Source organism: Heliophilum fasciatum (assembly GCF_004341395.1).
GTDB lineage: Bacteria > Bacillota > Desulfitobacteriia > Heliobacteriales > Heliobacteriaceae > Heliophilum > Heliophilum fasciatum.
Map to the genome: position 1 here is coordinate 16,800 of NZ_SLXT01000022.1, position 18,445 is coordinate 35,244.

Consider the following 18,445-nt stretch of genomic DNA (forward strand, 5'->3'; position numbering starts at 1 on the left):
TGAACTCAATGCCTGCAAATTTTGATTTCTTACAAGAAAAACCGGAATATGCCTTATTCGCTACCGCTTGCATCGAAGCGGAGCGCGTGCTGGCCACCTCGCCGGCCATGTCGGCCATCGGCAGCCGCAAGGCTTTTGAGCTAGCCGTCAAATGGGTCTACGCTGCCGACAACACCCTTCGTGCGCCTTATAAGAACAATTTGCAGTCATTGATTCACGAACCATCCTTCAAATTCGCCGTCGATCAGCGCACCTGGAGTAAACTGCCCTACATCATCAAGCTCGGCAACCTGGCCGTCCATACGGAAAAAGCCATCAGTTCGGGAGAAGCCATCGGGGCGCTCGCGGCATTGTTTGAATTCGTCCAGTGGATCGATTATTGCTACGGCGCGACCTATGACGATCGCCGTTTTGACGAAGCGCTGCTGCCCGCGGCCAAAGTCATCCTGGACGAAGGGGCGATCAAAGCCGGGGAAAGCCTGCTGGAACAAAAGGAAGCTGAAATCGAAGCGCTCCGTGCCCGGATTGCCGCCATGAGCGATCAACTTACGGCCGGCAAAGAAGAACATCAGGAAGAACGCCACTTCACACCGGAAGACCTTTCGGAGTTCCACACGCGCAAAAAATACATCGACGTGGACTTAAAGCTGCTGGGTTGGAAGTTCGGTGATGATGTCAAGGAAGAAGTAGAACTTCCGGGCATGCCTAATGCCCAAGGCGTCGGCCGCGCCGATTATGTGCTTTACGGCAAAGACAACCTGCCTCTTGCCGTGATCGAAGCGAAGCGTACCTCCAAAGACCCGCGGCAAGGCAGCCAGCAGGCCAAGCTCTACGCCGACTGCCTGGAGCGCATGACCGGGCGGCGACCGATGATTTTCACCACCAACGGTTTTGAAACCTATTTCTCCGACGGCACAGCGCCGGAACGCCAGGTCAGCGGCATTTTCGCCAAAAGGGATCTGGAAAAGCTGCTTCACCGTCGCGGCCAAGGCAAAGGCAGAGCGCTTCGTGATATCACCATCAGCGACAAGATCACCGATCGCTACTATCAAAAGGAAGCGATCCGCGCTGTTGGTGATCACATCACCCAGGGGCACCGCAAAGCCTTGCTCGTCATGGCTACCGGCACCGGCAAAACCCGCACGGCCGCCAGTTTGACTGATGTGCTGTCCCGTGGCGGCTATGTGACCAATGTGTTGTTTTTGGCTGACCGGACGGCGCTGGTCAAACAAGCCAAGGACGATTTCAAGCGGCATCTGCCCGATATGTCGCTTTGCAATCTCGTCAGCAACAAAGATGATCGCAACGCCCGCATCGTCTTTTCCACCTATCCCACCATGCTCAACGCCATCGACAGCATCAAAAACGATGACGGCAAGCTTTTATTTACGCCGGCTCATTTTGATTTGATCATCATTGATGAAGCCCATCGCAGCATCTTCAAAAAATACCGTGTGATCTTTGAATACTTTGATGCGATCATTGTCGGGTTGACGGCCACGCCCAAGACGGATGTTGATCGCAATACCTACGATTTTTTTGAGATGGAAAAAGGCGTACCGACCTATGCTTATCCCTACGAAACGGCCGTCGAGCACGATCATGTGCTGGTGCCTTACTACAATATTGAAGTCAAAACTAAATTCCTGGAGCAGGGCATCCGTTATGACGAGCTTTCCGACGAAGACAAAGCCCGCTATGAAGAAGATTTCACTGATGAAGACGGTGCCATGCCCGACTTCATCCCTTCGCCGGAATTAAATGAATACATTTTCAACCATGGGACGATCGACATGGTCTTGCAAGATCTGATGACGCAAGGCCTGAAAGTGGCCGGCGGCGACCGGCTGGGCAAAACGATCATCTTTGCCCAGCGCAAAGAGCATGCGCAAGTGATCGTGGATCGCTTTGCCAAGCTGTACCCGCAGTACGGTGGTGCCTTTGCCAAGCGTGTGGTCTGTGACGATAACTATGCCCAGACGATCATTGACGATTTTAAGCAAGCGGAAAAAGCGCCCCATATTGCTGTGTCTGTGGATATGATGGATACGGGCATCGATGTGCCCGAAGTGGTCAACCTGGTTTTTTTCAAGCGCGTGCGCTCCAAGACCAAGTTCTGGCAGATGATCGGCCGCGGTACACGGCTTTGTAAAAACCTTTTTGGCGACGGCCAAGATAAAAAGCATTTTGTCATCTTTGACTATCTCGGCAACTTTGAATTTTTCCGTCAGCATCAAGAAGGCTTGCCTGGCAACGAAACCGAGAGCCTTTCTGAAGCGATCTTCGCTAAGCGGGTGCGCTTGATTCATCATCTTCAGCAGGCTGCTTTTATCGATGAACCCTTTCAGGCGCTGCGCGCGGAATGGATCGCCATCGTCGTGGGGCAGATTCAAGCGTTAAATACGGAACTGGTCGCCGTCAAGTTGCAGCGGCGCTTTGTGGAGCGATACAAAGAGACCGCCGCTTTTGCTTGCTTGAGCGATACTGATAAAAGTGATTTGATCAAGTACCTGGCACCGCTGGTTTATATGGAAGATACCGATGAGTTTGCCAAGCGCTTTGACAACTTTATGTACGGCATGATGCTGGCTCAGATCGAAGGCACGGCGCAGTTTAAGAAGGGCAGGAAGCAACTGCTCACCATCTGCACGGAACTTTCCCGGCGGGCGGTGATTCCGCAGATCAAAGCCAAACTGGATCTGATCAACACCATCGGTACCGAGGAATTCTGGAAGAACGTCAATCTGCTCTGTTTAGAGCATGTCCGGGCGGAACTGCGCAGTTTGATCCAATTCATCGTCGATGAAGGCAAAGGCGGCCTTATCTATACGAATCTGGCTGATCAGGTGCTGGAAGTTAAAGAAGGGGAAGCTCTTTATCAAGCCTATGACTTTGAAGATTATAAGCTCAAAGTTAACCGCTATATTGAAAATCACCGTGACCATGTGGCGATTCACAAGCTGCGCAACAATATGCCCCTTACGGCGCTGGACTATCGGAGCTTGGAGCAGATCTTTACGGGGGAACTGGGTACGGCCGACGATTACCGGCGGGAGTTTCACGATACGCCTTTTGGCTTGCTTGTGCGTAAGATTGCTAAGTTGGAATATGAAGCAGCTTCTGCTGCCTTTTCGGAATTTATCAATGATCAGTCGCTGACGCAGGCGCAGATCGTCTTTGTCAAGAAGGTGATCGATTATGTGGTGCAAAATGGTTACATTGAAGATGTGAAGGAGTTGTTAAAGACGCCTTTTGATAAGCCCCAAACGTTTACCCGGCTTTTTGACGAGACGAAGCAGAAGAAGATCATGGATCTGGTGAAGCATATTAAGGAGAATGCTGTGAAGGTTGTGGGGTAAGTAATCATGCCTAAGAAAACGCTACTTTGTTGAAACGCGCTTATTATGGATATAATCGGATCATGGGCTGGAATATACCGCGATGAGATGCAGAAAGGGTTAGAAATGATGGCAAGAGCAGATCTATTAAAAAAAATATTTCGCGGGTATATGCTGGGTGACCGTCAGATGTTTACGGAAGCAGCCAACGATATCATTGATGAAGAACGCAAAAAAGCCCATGTGATTTTAGCCAATGAACTCACGCGTATTCTGGAAAACGGTAAGCCGCTTACGACCGGTGGTGCCTTTTATCCGCTGGAGCCGTTACCGAAAGATGTGGATCGTGGAACGGAATTATTGGAAGTCCGGCAACCGGATCGTTACTTGGATGATTTGATTTTGCTTCCGGAACAGCGAGAGTGTTTGGAGGAAGTGGCCCATGAGTTTCGAGGATGGGACATCTTAGAAGCCAATGGGCTGCGGCCACGGCATAAGCTGTTGTTTTGTGGCCCGCCCGGCTGTGGTAAGACGGCATCGGCGGAAGCCTTATCAAGCGAATTAGGGATTCCTTTGCTGTATGTACGTTTTGATGCGGTTGTGTCGAGCTTGCTTGGGGAAACGTCAGCTAATCTGCGGAAGGTTTTTGAATATGCCGCACGGGGTTCTTGGGTGCTTTTTTTTGATGAGTTTGATGCGATCGGCCGTTCCCGCGATGATGAGTCTGAACATGGTGAATTAAAGCGGGTGGTCAATTCCTTCTTGCAGATGCTGGATCGGTTTGCCGGGCGCTCGCTGGTGATTGCGGCGACGAACTTTGAACAATCGCTTGACCCGGCACTTTGGCGCCGATTCGACGAAATCATCCGCTTTGATAAGCCGGGGATTGAGCAAATTGCGCAATTGTTACGCAAAAAGCTGGCATCGAAAGGCCGCGCCGATATTTCATTGGACACGTTTGCTGGGCGGTTGAGTGGGATGAGTCATGCGGAAATCGAACGGATTTGTTTTGATGTTCTGCGGATGACGGTGTTACAAGGTGCATCAAGTTATTCGCTTGACGACCTGATGAAAGTGATCAAAAAGCAAGAGGGTCGTAAACAGCTATTAAAGAGTATTGTTGATGGGGAGAAACCGCATATCGCCAAGGAGTGAGTGATATATGGCCGTACCACCGGGACATTTTGATCACATTCGCTGGCAACGCTTACCGGAAGTAGCACCAAGGCGAACGAGGTCCGTTATGCCGCCAGGGCCACCTTTACAGGAGGATTTTGCTCGCCATGGTCGGCGTATTTTGTACAAAGTTCAAAATACGATTCAAGAAGAAATCGGCAAGCGCGAGGACTTAGGCATCGATCCATCACGGCTATTGGTACTTCAACTTTCATTTTTACATGTGAATGAAAGACAGTTATTAGAGCGCCTTGGGCTTACGATTGTTGAAGAAATCGAAAAAAAAATTGCGCTGGAAGTACCATACTACACGTTAACGGTAGCATTTAACACAGCTAAGGCACTGGAACAGTTTTTAGACAAAACGGTATCAGGCTGTTATGGAATTAGCGATACAGAACGTATACGAGCTTCCAATGGGGATATTGATCCGTTAAAGCTTACATTGACCTTTCTTGACTTGGAAGCAGCTAAAAGGTTTGCTGATGATCAACAAATTACCACAACCTACGGGTTGGAGATCAGAAATAAGCAACCCCAAAAGAAATCCTCCCGCACTGCATACCGATTGCTTGTGCAATTTAGTGATGCCCATGTGTTGCAAAATTTTCAGCGGGAATTGGAGATGTATCGGCAAGGGCAAATGAATGCCGGTGAATTGACGGCGAATCAGCGGCGTGAGTTATTTGATGCGATGGAGGATTTTCGCGGACTGACCAGGGAAGATCGAATGGGAGAGCGTATTCGCACAGAGGGAATTAAAGGCGAAGGACCTTTCTTTTTTGATGTTGATTTATGGTTCCCTGGAAGGAGTGGTGAACATCTCCGTGAAGTTGAAAGACAATTTCGCAAAGTTGTGGAGCGAACTGGTGGACAGGTAACGGATTCTCCTAGTGTAGTCGCTGAATCAATGTTGTTAACGAAGGTGCAAGGTTCATTGGCTACGTTGGAGACCCTGCTCAATTATGATCGGGTTGCTCTTGTCGATCTTCCACCTCAATTTCCTGCTGCGCAATTTAGTATTTTTCAAGATATTGAATTACCGCAAGATACACTGGAATTACCCAGTGACGCACCTTTGGCTTGCGTTGTTGATTCAGGTGTCGTTGCCGGGCACCCGTTATTACAAGGAACCGTTGTTGATGAGCGGGATTTTGATTCCGGTGAGAACACCCCAACCGATCTTGTTGGACATGGAACTCATGTGGCAGGTAGTGTGGTATACGGTGATATTGCTCGATGTGTACAGAGCAATGTTTGGAATCCGCGAGTACGACTTCTTAGCGCAAAAGTGATGAGGAGGGGCCAGCATAACGATGTAGAATTTGCTGATGAACAACGGGTAGAGACGCAAGTACGAAAGGCGATTCTTACATTTGCCCGGGAATACGGTTGTCGAATTTTTAATCTTTCATTTGGACATGCCTTTCGTCCTTATCGAGGTGGGCGACAGTTACCTTGGGCGTTGATGCTTGATGAATTAGCTAGAGCGGAGAATATTGTGATCATCGTCTCAGCAGGTAATGTATCGAGTCCGGGCATTCCGACAAACACAAGAAACGCGGTCATAATCATGAAAATAAAGCGATTCAACCATCGTTGGTAATCCGGGGTGAGGGCCGACGAACAAGCAAAATGATGCATGTTGGTATTAAGAAAACACAATCCAAATTAGGATATAATGAGCCCACAGCTACGATCGTCTGGAAGTCAATCATTGATAGTAAAAGAAATGCAACGGATATTATTTTATGGAACATATTTCCCTTTCATCCGTATAAAGATGGGTTATTATCGAATCGAACGCCATTAGATGCGGAATTAGTAGAAGGGATAAAGTATTTGAATTTGTTACGGAATTTAGTTAAAGATGCCGTGATAATAACTATTGGCAAGAAATCGCATGAGACTTTGTTGAGTTGTGAAATAGAGCATTTTGCCGTACCGCATCCGGCAAACGGTGGGGCTAATAAGTATCGACAGGAAATAGCAAAATTGCTTAAAGTAATGGTGTCCAATAACTAAACTTCATGTTGACTATAAACAAACGGTCCTACGATCGGTAAGGAGGTATTCTTATGCGAAAAATCAGGAGAAAAATTTATTTCCTCCTGCTCGCCGCCATGCTTGCCGGTACCACACCGGCCCTAGCCACTGAACCAACTACATCAACCTTGACCGCCGAACCAACCGCACCGGCCATAGCGGCCGAACCAGCTACACCAGCCCTGACTGCCACACCAGCCACACAGGCAGTAACGGTACAACTAAACGGGGTAATCATGCCATGGCAAGGCCGCATCATCGATGATCGCACCGTTGTCCCCTTGCGTGCCTTGGCTACGACCTTGGGGCTGGCCGTCGAATGGCACGAGCGTGAACAGAAAATCATCCTCCGCGATCCCAAGACCACGATACAACTTCAGATTGGCCAGTACTTTGCCAATGTGAACGGTCACAGATCCTTGCTGACGGTACCGCCGCAAATCATTGAAGATCAAACGTACATTCCACTCCGCTTTATCACCCAAAATCTTCATACCCATGCGGTGTGGGATGCTGCCACATCAACGGTTTTCTTGACAACGGTCACCGAGAATCCGGTGACCATTGAACCGGTCACCGATGACATGGAAGGTCCGCCGGCCAAGGTGGAAATTCAATATCCCCGGCTAAGAGGCTTGGCTGATCAAGCCATCGAAGCCAAGTTAAATCAACAGATCCGTGATCGCGTCATGGAATTCAAAAAAGCCACTCTCGCTCAAGCGGAAGAAAACCGGCAAGAATTGAGCGCCTATCCGGATGCGCCGATTGATCGCTTTTACATCGGCAGCAACTATGAAATCACCTTCAATCAAGCCGACCTGCTCAGTATCCGCTTTACCGATGCAACCTACTTCGGCGGCGCCCACGGCATGCATTACCTTCGTTCCTTGACGGCTAACCTTAAAACGGGACAAATCTACCAATTGGATGACTTGTTTCGCCACAAAGATTACCAAGCCCCAATCAACCAGGCGATTATGGCACAGAACAAAGAGCGCGATTGGCCTTTCGATCCACCTTTTCTCTCCATCGATGATCAACAAGAATTTTACCTGTCACCGGACGGCATCGTGATTTACTTCCAAGTCTATCGATATACACCTTACGCTGTTGGCGCACCGGAGTTCACGATCCCGTACAAGGATCTTCACCATTTGCTGGCACTGTAGCCCTAAGCGTACAATTAGCCCCACCTTGGTAATCAAGGTGGGGAACCCGGAGCGTTATTTGGTTTGTTTCAACAAGAGATGGAGGCGACTCCGGTAAGAGTAAACTCCTTCAATCACTAATGGAAAAATAAAAAGCCGCCTTGGGCAGGCAGCTTTTTTTATTGGTTACGCTTTTTTATCGAGTAAGGCACCGACAAATTCTCTGATTCTGGCCATGGTATCAAGAAATTCGCGACTGGGGATCTCCTTCAATACGCGGTTGTCTCGCTGATCCACCACTTGCACCATCAGGCGCTCGGTTTTATCATGCCAAGCAAAGCGCAGGTCCGTATTGATGGCACTTAAAAATTGATTGGCGTCATCCATCAGCTTGGAAAGCTGATCTTTGGATAGAGTTTTTTCTGCTTCGGTTGCTTGGTTGCGCGTATTCTCCGCTACTGCTGCGTCCGGTGCCTTGGTGGCTTTTACTTCCGAAGGCACAGGGCTCGGTGCTGTAACGGGGGGATTGCCTGCAGGAGGGGATACTGCAGGGTTGGAGACAGCCCCAAATCCGCCGGTGCTGGTTACGGGGGACATGGCCATCATCATCACGCTCCATGATTAAGCTCTTAACTTATGATGAAAAATCAGAAAATAACTTCGTTATAATACTATCATAAACATTTACGCTTTACTATCAGTAAACGAAGGAGTGCAGCACTTGTCGGATATATTTTTTGAATCGATTATTACAGCGAAGTTTCTTCGGCGCCCGAACCGCTTTATTGTGGAATGTTTGCTTAATGGGGAGGAACGGCGGGCCTATTTACCTAATCCGGGGCGGCTCTGGGAACTGCTGTTTCCGGGGACGCTGTTGTATCTGACGGCCAATGGACCGGAGCAAAAAACGCCCTTTACTGTCGTTGGCGTGGACCGGGACGGACAGGTGATCATGCTGCATACCCATAAGACGAATGATGTGGTGCACCGCTTGCTGCGGGAGCGTCGGATTCCGGGTCTGGAAGAATGGACGGTGGTTCGCCCGGAGGTATCGGTAGGTAAGCATCGTTTCGATTTTTTGCTTCAGCGGCAGGGCAAGCCTTTTTATCTGGAAGTGAAATCGTGTACGCTCTTTGAAGGGGCCTTGGCGATGTTCCCCGATGCGGTGACGGAACGGGGCCGGCAGCACTTGGAAGCGCTGGCGCACATGGCTGCAGACGATGGTATCGATTGCGGTGTGCTTTTTTTGGTGCAGTGGCCGCGGGCGCAATGTTTTTTGCCGGACTATCATACGGATTATGCCTTTGCCCGCACTTTTTTGGCGGTCAAGGATCGGTTGTGGATGAGCGCAGTGGCGATATCTTGGAATCAAGAGCTACGCTTGGACGAAGGGATTGGCGCGATGACGATTCCTTGGGGGTTTCTTGATGAGGAAGTGCAGGACGGCGGTTGTTACTTGCTCCTGTTGACGCTGGATAAGGAAACGCCTGTGACGATCGGGAAGCTCGGTGAACGCACTTTGCCACCGGGGCACTATGTCTATGTGGGCAGTGCCCGGAAAAACTTGACCCAGCGGGTGGAGCGTCATCTGCGCAAGCGTAAGAATTTTCACTGGCACATTGATTACTTGCGTGATCGGGCCAGCCGGTGTACGGCGCTGGCGGTGCGGACGACGGAAGACTTGGAATGTACCCTGGCCGCTGCGGTACAGGTGCTGGCGGTTGATGAAGTGGCGGGCTTTGGCGCCTCCGATTGCCGGTGTACGAGCCATCTGTTTCGCTTTGATGCGGAGCCGGTCAGGGATCGCCGCTTTATGGCCATGGTGCAGCATTTTCGCATGGGACGGTTGGAGGAGCGGTTGTTGCACCACGATGAACGGTAGGGTTGGTTTGAAGCAGGATTTGGCCAGGGTTTGTTGAATCTTAAGCGATGGATCTGTGGTTGTGTTTCTGGTGAACGCTGTTATTTTTACGCTCGTCACCGTTGTGCACAGGGAAACGCTGTCGGGACAACATCATGTAGGAGGAAACAAACATGGACTTAAAAAACCTGATCTGGGAACAAGAGGGCCGGGTCGCGATCGTTACCTTCAGCCGGCCGAAAGCGCTCAATGCATTAAACGAAGAAACGTTCAATGAGTTGGCACGCGTGATCGATCGGGTGGAATCGGATGATACGGTTGGGGCACTGGTCTTAACGGGTGCCGGTGAAAAAGCTTTTGTTGCTGGTGCTGATATTGGTGAACTGCAAGCGCTCGAAACGTCGATGGCTTTTGTGGCCAAGGCGCGGCGGGGTCAAAACCTCTTTGCTCGGCTGGAGGATTTGAGTAAACCGGTTATCGCAGCGATCAACGGTTTTGCCCTTGGTGGCGGACTGGAACTGGCCTTGGCCTGCGATATTCGTTTTGCTGCCGATTCGGCCCGTATGGGCTTGCCGGAGATCAACCTCGGGCTGATTCCCGGTTATGGCGGGACACAGCGACTGGCGCGCCTCATCGGTGAAGGACAAGCCAAAATGTTGATTTTCAGTGGGAAACCGGTGACGGCAACACGGGCGCTGGAACTGGGAATCGTGGAAAACGTGCTCCCGGCTGGTGAACTGCTGGCGGAAGCGAAAAAGCTGGCTGCTGAGTTGGCTGAGAAAGCACCGGTGGCGCTGGCCCTGGCCAAACGAGCCATCCATGACGGCCTCGCCACGGATATGGGTACGGGATGTTCCTTGGAAGCGCACTGCTTCAGTGTGGCCGGGGGAACGGAAGACTGTAAGGAAGGCATGAAGGCTTTCTTTGAGAAACGTCCTGCTCAATTTAAGGGACGCTGATACATAACTGACTGTTTCAGGCGTTACGCCTGCGTGCAAGCAGGCGGCAATGGGGAGGTTAAACGGACTGCTGACAGCTAAATAAAAGCACAAGCCTAACAGGGAATAAAATCCACGAGCAGAAAAAGCCGCCAAGCTGTGAACCAGCTGGCGGCTTTTAATTTGTCTTCAATCTTTAAAATCACCAATATTTTGGATGGAGGGATCCTGTAACCAGGGAATCACTACGAAGTGATCGTGACTAATTTGTTGCACTTTCTCGATCCATGTTTTTTCAGCCTCTGCCCGGGTGACAAGCATGGGATTATCGGTCTCGGCCGCGGCAAGGGATTGATTGACCACCCACCATTGATTGGTAATACCAGCTCGGCGTAAATCCTCGCGCAGTCGCATCGCTTCAAAAACAGGGGTTGCTTCGGGCAAGGTAACGATGACGACTTCCGTTTGTTTTTCATCGCGCAATCGGGGCAATAATCGCTGCACCGATAGGGGTGTTTCGCCTTTGGTCCGTTGCACTTCCCGGTGATAACTGAGGGTGGCGTCGAGCAGTAACAGCGTATGGCCGGTAGGCGCCGTATCGATAATCACAACTTCATTTTCGGCTTTATCGACGATTTCGGCAAAAGCGCGGAAGACAGCGATCTCTTGGGTGCAGGGTGATCGCAAATCTTCTTCAATATAGGCAATATCGTCGTCGCTCATGGTTTCGCGGGCCTTGGCGAGTACTTCGTTTTGGTAGTTTTTTAGTTCCTGCTTTTCATCGACATGGCTAAGGGTGATATTTTCAGCTCCGGCAAACACATAACCGAGATGATCGGCGGGGTCGGTGGAAGTTAAATGCACCTGAACGCCCTTCTTCGCCAGGGCGACGGCAATGGTGGCAGCGACCGAAGTTTTGCCGACGCCGCCCTTACCCATCGTAAAAATGACTTTTTTACCTGCTGCGTATAGATCATCGACGAGAGCATTGATGGGTTTCAGGTTCGTTAGTTGGCTTTCCCCGTGGGCACTGAGATAATCATCGCTGTTCAAGAACGCCCGTATTTTATCCAAGCCCAAAATGTTATAGGAGCGCAGGGGGATCATATAAGTCTTTTGCGCTTTGAGTCCTTCCGGCATCGTGGCGATAGCTTGCTGTTGCTTTGATCGGATTTTTTGCGATAGTTCATCGGATGCTTCACTTAAGATGCCGTTGATGATCAGCAGTTGATTATGGATGCCTAAATCGCGCAATTCCCGGCTGGAACGTTCTGCTTCCAGCAGCGGCGTTTCTTCCGGCCTGGAAACGAGGATCAGGGTGGTTTTAGCTTGATCGGCAAGATTGACAACGGCATGTTTATACATATCTTTTTTATCTTCCAGACCGGCCAGTTGGCCGAGACAGGAAGCTCCATGGGTGCTTTCGGCGATGAAATTACTCCAGGCGGAAGGCAGTTGCAGCATGCGCAGGGTATGCCCGGTGGGGGCGGTGTCAAAGATGATGTAATCAAATTCTTTTTCTGTCTTTTTGTCGGTGATAAAGTGGGAAAACTGGTCAAAGGCCGCAATTTCAATGGTACAAGAGCCCGAAAGTTGTTCTTCCATACTGGCAATGACGCTGTCAGGCAGTTTTCCCCGATAGGGAGCAACAACGGATTCACGGTATTCGCGGGCGGCTTCTTCCGGATCAAGGTTGGCCACGACAAGTCCGGGAACGCCTGCGATCGGCATACCCTTGCCATGTAACGCTGTATGAAAAACGTCTTGCAAATTGGAAGCCGGGTCGGTGCTGATCAGCAGCACCTTGTTACCACGGTCGGCCAAATTGACAGCGACAGCGCAAGCGGTCGATGTTTTGCCGACGCCGCCTTTGCCGGTGAAAAACAAATACTGGGTGAGATTAATTTTATTGATGTCAAAGGATTCTAATCGGGTATTGATCATGAACAGCACCCCGTCGAACCGCAGCAACAATCGTTGGCGGCGGCAGGCGGTTTGGTGTCGAGCGTGATTTCCAGCCATTTTTCGATTTCTTCATTGGTGGGGTACTCTTTGGTCTTGGCTACGGCTCCATCGACCAGTGTTACCGGTAAGATGTGGGCGCCTTCTTTTTGGAGAAGATCACTGATCACTTGATTGGCGATAAAATCTTGCGGCTCGATGGATAAGCCGTGGCGCTTAATGATAATTCCTTTTTCTTTTAAGGCGCTAATCACCGTAGCGATGCGCAGCAGTTCCGTATCGATGGAAGGTCCGCAAACTCCTGTAGGGCAACACATGGCCGGGTCAAAAATTTCGATTTTCTTCATGATCAATTCCTCCTTATTTATCGGCAGTACGCTCTGGGCGGCTGCATGGTGTACAGATACAATCAACCTTGTCATTGGTATTGGTTATATGGTTGATAAAATGTATGGCTTCATCGGTTCGGTCTCGATTAAGTGTGTATCTCATCCAGGCTCCATCGCGAACGCCATGGACCAAGCCGCTTTCGGTCAGTATTTTCATATGGTAGCTGAGGGTTGACTGAGAAATGCTGAATCTTTCCAAGATATCGCATGCGCACATCTCACCACATGACAGCATGTCAATGATCTTCAGACGTGTTTCATCGGATAAGGCCTTAAATACGGGAACATAATCGGCGTGCGCGTTCATCGAGGGTCACCTCCTGTTATATTTATATGCCTCGATTACATCTAAATGTTTCGATATGTCTAGATGCTATCACTCATATCGATGATTGTCAATGTCGTGCACGAAGAAAGAAGCCGCCAAGCGATCACAAGCTGACGGCTTTTGGTATTCATGGGTTGTGGGACGTTCTAAACAGAGGTATACTCCCGAGTCAATCGGAGATGATTATTCAATCCTTTCGAAAAAAGTATTTGATGTACTGCAAGTCCACTATGCCGGAACGATCCGGCGCAGGATTGCAAATACATGCGCCACATCCGAATGAATCGATCGTCGTATTTTTCCCTTACCTGCTCCAGGCTTTGCTCAAAGTTTTCCGCCCAGCGATCCAAGGTCATGGCATAGTGAATGCGCAGCGATTCGACGTCCAGCAGGTGAAAATCATAGTCCGGCAACATCCAAATGGTCTCACGAAGCGTAGGGATGTAGCTCCCCGGAAAGATATATTTTTCCACCCACGGGTTGGTGGGGCCTTCGGTGGTGTAGGTAATCGTGTGCAGGAGCGATACTCCGCCCGGCGTTAACATGTCTTTGACGGCTGTCATGTAGAGCGGCATGCCGACCTGTCCTACATGCTCAAACATGCCCACGCTGACGATCCGATCAAAGTGAACTCCCGTTTTTGCCAGTTCCCGGTAATCCATCAATTTCACATCGACGAGATGCTCAAGTTGCATCTCCTCAATCCGTTGTTTGGCTTTGGCAAATTGTTCATGGCTGACGGTAATACCTGTAGCCTTTACCCCATAGTGCTGCGCGGCGCGGATAATCAGCCATCCCCAGCCACTGCCAATGTCTAAAAGCCTTTGTCCCGGTTGCAGTTGCAGTTTTTGGAGGGTATAATCGATCTTTTGCAGTTGCGCTTGCTCCAGGGAATCCTGGGGAGTCTGAAAATAGGCGCAAGAATAGCTCATTGTGGGATCGAGCCAGAGGGAAAAGAAATCATTGCCGAGGTCGTAATGGTGTTGAACGTCTTTTTTCTGTTTTTCAATGGACACTTTCCGCAACAGGGAATTAATTTTTTGCCCGGTTCTGCCCAAGGTGATTTTATCTAAAAGCCGCTTGTTTAAATAGAGCAGCCTGACGACATCATCGATCTGGCCGTCCAATTCAATCAAACCATCCGTATAAGCCTCGCCAAAAACCAAGGCTGGGTTTTTCACCAGTTTTCCGATGACCGAGCGGTCGCGGATCATCAGCTTAAAAAAAGACGGGCCTTCGCCGTATTTTTCTTCCGTTCCATCCCAAAACAACACTTCGAATGCTCCTTGTTCGATATAGCCACAGAGCGTATGAAGCATTTTCTTTTCGAGTTCTCCTGTTCTTTCGAATACATATTTACTTGCGCGGCTCATGGGGGGCGCCTCGATAAAACCGGTTGGTTCAGACGCGTCACGGTTTTCAGTGGAAACAGGCATCGATATTCGCTCCTCGTTTTAAACTTTGCATTTTATTATGTACGGAGTTGCTCCATTTAATGTAAATGCGCAGGCGGCTCAAATTCCTGGATGGACCCTTTCCGCAGGGTACATACTATTTCCAGGGTAGCATCACTGGGCAAAGGGGCATTGGCCATGCTGCTGCTTTTATTGGTATTGGTAATCGGCGGATTGATCTGGAGCGTAGGCAAAGGAGTGGACTAACTGATGGCTGCCGATCGCGTATTGGCATTCATCTTGCTGGTGGTGCTTAGTTCGGCGATCATCTATGCGCTGTATTCCTCTTGGTTTGTCACCAAAACAAAGTCCTAGAACAGTCAGCGCTGGACAAGTGGGCCGGAACAAGCTATTGTAGGAGCGAGGTGATCGATGTGGGGCAACCAACACAACCAACGCTCCAGGATGTACAAGCACAGGTGGATCGCTATATCAGTCAGTATAAAGAAGGTTATTTTGACCCACAGGTACTGATTTTGCGTTTTTGCGAAGAACTGGGTGAACTCTCACGGGAAGTCTCTCACCGGTATGGGCCTAAGAAAAAAAAGCCCAGTGAAGCGGACGGGGATATGGCGCTGGAACTGGGCGACTTGTTGTTTATTCTGGTTTGTTTTGCTAACGCCCAGGGCTATGACCTGGCCGATATTTTTGAACGGACCATGGCCAAGTACGAGACGCGTGATCGTGGCCGCTGGACGCCGAAGTAAGTCTGGTATTCTTAGCGTTGGCTTTTCAATGCTATCATCTTTTTTTCAAAAGGCTGTTGACTTTGTCCCATTGAGTAGCTATAATTATTCTTGCGCTTACGGCGTATGGTTGCCGATGTGGCTCAGGGGTAGAGCAGCTCACTCGTAATGAGCAGGTCGCCGGTTCGAATCCGGCCATCGGCTCCAGTGAAATTAAGGTCTTCGGGGTTTTCCCCGAAGGCTTTTTTCGTTTTTTAAACAGTAGTACATTGTTAATTTTTCGAGACGGGGAAGGAAAGCGATAGCATAATATCCAATTGTAATATAGCGATTCGCTACCAAGTATTCCGTGGAGCTTGGTGATTTTTTTATGTATGGTAAGGAGGAACATGTTTAAATGAACAAGAAAACTGCAATTGCTCTTTTAACGGCAGGTGTACTGGTCGTAGGCGCCACCGTTGCCGGGGCGACAGAATCAATCCGCTTGGTCGTTAACGGCAAGGAAGTTCAATCGGATGTGCCGCCGCAAATCGTCAATGATCGCGTGGTTGTGCCACTGCGTGCCGTAGGAGAGGCATTAAAAGCAGACGTAAAATGGGATGGAGAGACGTCCACCGTCACTGTCGATCTGCCGACCCAGGGTAATGAGAATAACGAGGATCGCGAGAAAATGGCCAAAATCGCCAAAGGTTTTGCCGAGTGGCAACAGCATGCCAGAACTCAAATGGAACTGATCGATGCGCGTATGGAAAAATCCACAGGCATGACCGGCAAAGAAGCTGCTAAAGAGTATGCAGCGATCCAAGCGATCCTCGAAAAAGAAATCATTCAAAAAGCCAAGGAGATTTATCCTCCGTACAAACATAGCAAAGCCCATAATGAGTTTGTCGACGGTGCCTACCGTCTGGAAGCCGGTAGCCGCCTGTTAGCGATGGCGTTAGAAGAAGAGCAAAAAGGCAATACCGAAATTGGCAATACATTGGCTGAAGCGGCCGATAGCTTTTTCAGCAATGAAAGCAAAATGGACAAATTCCTGTCCATGAACTGCGCTGAATGTCATGATAAAGGGGAGAAAAAATAAGCAACCCCCCATAAATGTAGAAACACCAACACAGGAAGCGCTTGCTGTGTTGGTGTTTTTTATGTTCTTAGCGCTTTATTCGCTTTTCCTGCTTCTTTACCTAATCCGTGGAAACCGCACGGAAAAAGTAGTCCCTTGCGAAGAGCTTTGCACTTCGATGTTGGCTTGATGACGTGCGGCGATGCTGTAGCAAATGGCGAGGCCCAATCCCGTGCCCTTATCTTTGGTCGTAAAAAAAGGCGTGCCGAGTTTTTTTAGGTGTTCCGGCGAGATGCCAGAGCCATAGTCGCTTACCTGAAGCAGCACATGGCTACGGGTGGCTGATGTGGCGATGATCAACCGGCCACCCGGTGCCATGGCTTCAAATCCGTTGTGCACCAGGTTGAGGAGCAATTGACGAATCTCTTTTTGATTGAGCAGCAGTTGGGGGATCGGTTGGCAATTGAAGATCACTTGATGGGAGAACTGCACGGCATCCGTTACCAGCAACGGTTCCATGGCTTCAAGCAATTGGTTAAGATCACAACGCTGTTGATCGCCGGGATGGGTTCGTGCGATGGAAAGAAACTCAGTGATGATGTGGTTCGCGCGATCCAGTTCTTTGATCATGAGGTCCATATGATGCGAACTGAGCGGGCTGTCAGGCTTACGTTGATAAATCTGCAGATATCCACGAACGGTAGTCATGGGATTGCGAATTTCGTGGGCGATACCGGCCGCTGTTTCTCCCAACAGATGAAGTTGATCGAGGCGGTTGATTTCGTTCCTGTATTTTTTTAGTTCAGTTATATCTTGGGCAACGGCAAAGATGCAGGGTTGATCATCCACATGGATGATGTCTGCGGATAAATAAACGGTATGCTTCTCGCCGTTTTTTGCTAAGAAAGTGATTTCAGCATTACGAACGGGGCATTGGGCAAAAAGGGCATAAAGGCGTTGCAATACTTCCTGATCAAAGGTAGGGATTTCCTCGATATGCTTGCCCAGGACTTCGGCCTTCGTGTATCCGGAGAGCTTTTGCCATGTATTGTTGACATCCAGATACCGATGGTCGCCAAGAGAGACGATCGCACCCATATTCGGGCTGGCCTCAAAAGCTTTGAGGTACCGTTCTTCGGAGAGTCGCAGGGCCCCTTCGATTTTTTTTCTTTCCGTGATATCCCGTGCCACCGTCAATACGGCCGGTTGACCGTTAAACGTAATAGGCACTGAATGAACTTCGATGTAGGTGACTTTGCCCTTGGTGCTTTGTAACATAAGCTCGCCGGGAGGAAGCGGTTGTTGCTGTTCTTTGAGAAGACGTAATCGTTCATTGGCATAGGAGAGGCTCTCCGGATGAATCAACGTAAGGGGGCTTTGCCCCAGTAAGTCGTCAGGACTGGTGAGGCCGACGAAGTTCGCACATTGTTGATTGGCGAAAAGAATACGTCCCTCTTGATGGATGAGGATCCCGTCTGGTGAATGTTCCACCAGTAACCGATAGCGAATTTCACTTTCACGTAGGGCGTGCTCAAAGCTTTTTGCGCTGATATCCAAGTAGGCCAGTGCAATGTGCTTGGTTTCGGGCAAGGGAGTAATGGTCATGACGATGGTCTTTTTCTGTCCCAAGCGGTTGATAAACTGGTACACATAGCGTGGTTGTTCTTGTTCGATGGCTTGTTGCCATGATTCTTCCGCCACTTCGAGGCGGGAGCGATCATCGGGGGCGACAAAATCTTTCCAGTTCAGTTGACGCTCCATTTCCTGCTTTGGATAGCCTGACAAGGAGATAAAGCGCTGGTTGGCATGGGTGATCGTTCCTGTGTGGTCGATAAGTACAATGGGATTGCTGTTTTGTTCAAAAAACTCTTGAAACATGGTGCGACGATCCCCTCTTTAATTTCCAAACTGATTACCTCATTGTACCAAATAAAGTGATTGTTTAACCATTGTAGAGATGTAATAAAGCCGGAGTCAAGTCCTGAATGAATTCGGTTGCGTCCAAGCCAGGTCTGCGTCCAAGCCCTAGGGCTAATCCCGTCACCCTGATGCATAGGAT

15 protein-coding genes and 1 tRNA gene are annotated in these 18,445 nt (G+C 49.6%); 10 read left to right on the forward strand and 6 right to left on the reverse strand.

Annotation, left to right across the window (positions count from 1 at the left end; translation table 11 throughout):
* Positions 1-8: 8 nt before the first annotated feature.
* The 5 genes from EDD73_RS11160 (at position 9) to EDD73_RS11180 (ending at position 7,729) form a co-directional block, all read left to right on the forward strand.
* Complete coding sequence (locus EDD73_RS11160) at positions 9-3,359, forward strand: DEAD/DEAH box helicase family protein (RefSeq protein ID WP_131919927.1); 3,351 nt, start codon at positions 9-11, stop codon at positions 3,357-3,359.
* A 108-nt stretch (positions 3,360-3,467) separates the two neighbouring features.
* Positions 3,468-4,493: an AAA family ATPase gene (locus EDD73_RS11165; protein WP_131919929.1), complete on the forward strand. Its 1,026-nt coding sequence runs from the start codon at positions 3,468-3,470 to the stop codon at positions 4,491-4,493.
* Between the two features lie 7 nt (positions 4,494-4,500).
* Entirely contained in the window at positions 4,501-6,120 is a 1,620-nt protein-coding gene (locus EDD73_RS11170; protein WP_131919931.1) for a S8 family serine peptidase, read from the forward strand.
* Positions 6,121-6,149: 29 nt separating this feature from the next.
* A complete protein-coding gene (locus tag EDD73_RS11175) occupies positions 6,150-6,539 on the forward strand; it encodes a uracil-DNA glycosylase (protein ID WP_131919933.1) in 390 nt (129 codons plus the stop codon).
* 53 nt (positions 6,540-6,592) lie between these two features.
* Positions 6,593-7,729 (forward strand): stalk domain-containing protein, encoded by a 1,137-nt coding sequence (locus tag EDD73_RS11180; protein WP_131919935.1) that lies wholly within the window; start codon positions 6,593-6,595, stop codon positions 7,727-7,729.
* A gap of 165 nt (positions 7,730-7,894) precedes the next feature.
* Here the strand turns inward: EDD73_RS11180 and EDD73_RS11185 are convergent, their stop codons facing one another.
* Positions 7,895-8,311 carry a flagellar protein FlaG gene (locus EDD73_RS11185; RefSeq protein ID WP_165876474.1) on the reverse strand — a complete coding sequence of 139 codons (417 nt, stop codon included), beginning with the start codon at positions 8,309-8,311 and terminating at the stop codon, positions 7,895-7,897.
* A gap of 118 nt (positions 8,312-8,429) precedes the next feature.
* Here EDD73_RS11185 and sfsA point away from each other — a divergent pair, with 118 nt between their 5' ends.
* Together sfsA and EDD73_RS11195 are read left to right on the forward strand one after the other, a co-directional pair.
* Complete coding sequence (gene sfsA / locus EDD73_RS11190) at positions 8,430-9,590, forward strand: DNA/RNA nuclease SfsA (RefSeq protein ID WP_131919939.1); 1,161 nt, start codon at positions 8,430-8,432, stop codon at positions 9,588-9,590.
* Between the two features lie 152 nt (positions 9,591-9,742).
* On the forward strand, positions 9,743-10,528 hold the full coding sequence (locus tag EDD73_RS11195) for an enoyl-CoA hydratase/isomerase family protein (RefSeq protein WP_131919941.1): 786 nt from the start codon (positions 9,743-9,745) through the stop codon (positions 10,526-10,528).
* A 168-nt stretch (positions 10,529-10,696) separates the two neighbouring features.
* Here the strand turns inward: EDD73_RS11195 and arsA are convergent, their stop codons facing one another.
* From arsA to EDD73_RS11215, 4 genes are all read right to left on the reverse strand, one after another.
* The gene (gene arsA, locus EDD73_RS11200) at positions 10,697-12,451 is read right to left on the reverse strand and encodes an arsenical pump-driving ATPase (protein WP_131919943.1); all 1,755 of its coding nucleotides are present in this window, start codon (positions 12,449-12,451) and stop codon (positions 10,697-10,699) included.
* Positions 12,448-12,816 (reverse strand): arsenite efflux transporter metallochaperone ArsD, encoded by a 369-nt coding sequence (arsD, locus tag EDD73_RS11205; protein WP_131919945.1) that lies wholly within the window; start codon positions 12,814-12,816, stop codon positions 12,448-12,450. The genes arsA and arsD overlap by 4 nt, the downstream gene beginning before the upstream one ends.
* A gap of 13 nt (positions 12,817-12,829) precedes the next feature.
* Positions 12,830-13,165: an ArsR/SmtB family transcription factor gene (locus EDD73_RS11210; RefSeq protein WP_131919947.1), complete on the reverse strand. Its 336-nt coding sequence runs from the start codon at positions 13,163-13,165 to the stop codon at positions 12,830-12,832.
* Between the two features lie 167 nt (positions 13,166-13,332).
* Positions 13,333-14,505 (reverse strand): SAM-dependent methyltransferase, encoded by a 1,173-nt coding sequence (locus tag EDD73_RS11215; RefSeq protein ID WP_131919969.1) that lies wholly within the window; start codon positions 14,503-14,505, stop codon positions 13,333-13,335.
* Positions 14,506-15,014: 509 nt separating this feature from the next.
* Here EDD73_RS11215 and EDD73_RS11220 point away from each other — a divergent pair.
* The 3 genes from EDD73_RS11220 (at position 15,015) to EDD73_RS11230 (ending at position 16,407) form a co-directional block, all read left to right on the forward strand.
* Entirely contained in the window at positions 15,015-15,347 is a 333-nt protein-coding gene (locus EDD73_RS11220; RefSeq protein WP_131919949.1) for a nucleotide pyrophosphohydrolase, read from the forward strand.
* A gap of 111 nt (positions 15,348-15,458) precedes the next feature.
* A tRNA-Thr gene (locus tag EDD73_RS11225) sits at positions 15,459-15,533 on the forward strand.
* Between the two features lie 190 nt (positions 15,534-15,723).
* A complete protein-coding gene (locus EDD73_RS11230; protein ID WP_131919950.1) occupies positions 15,724-16,407 on the forward strand; it encodes a copper amine oxidase N-terminal domain-containing protein in 684 nt (227 codons plus the stop codon).
* Between the two features lie 96 nt (positions 16,408-16,503).
* Here the strand turns inward: EDD73_RS11230 and EDD73_RS11235 are convergent, their stop codons facing one another.
* Positions 16,504-18,264 carry a PAS domain S-box protein gene (locus tag EDD73_RS11235; RefSeq protein WP_131919951.1) on the reverse strand — a complete coding sequence of 587 codons (1,761 nt, stop codon included), beginning with the start codon at positions 18,262-18,264 and terminating at the stop codon, positions 16,504-16,506.
* Positions 18,265-18,445: the final 181 nt, after the last annotated feature.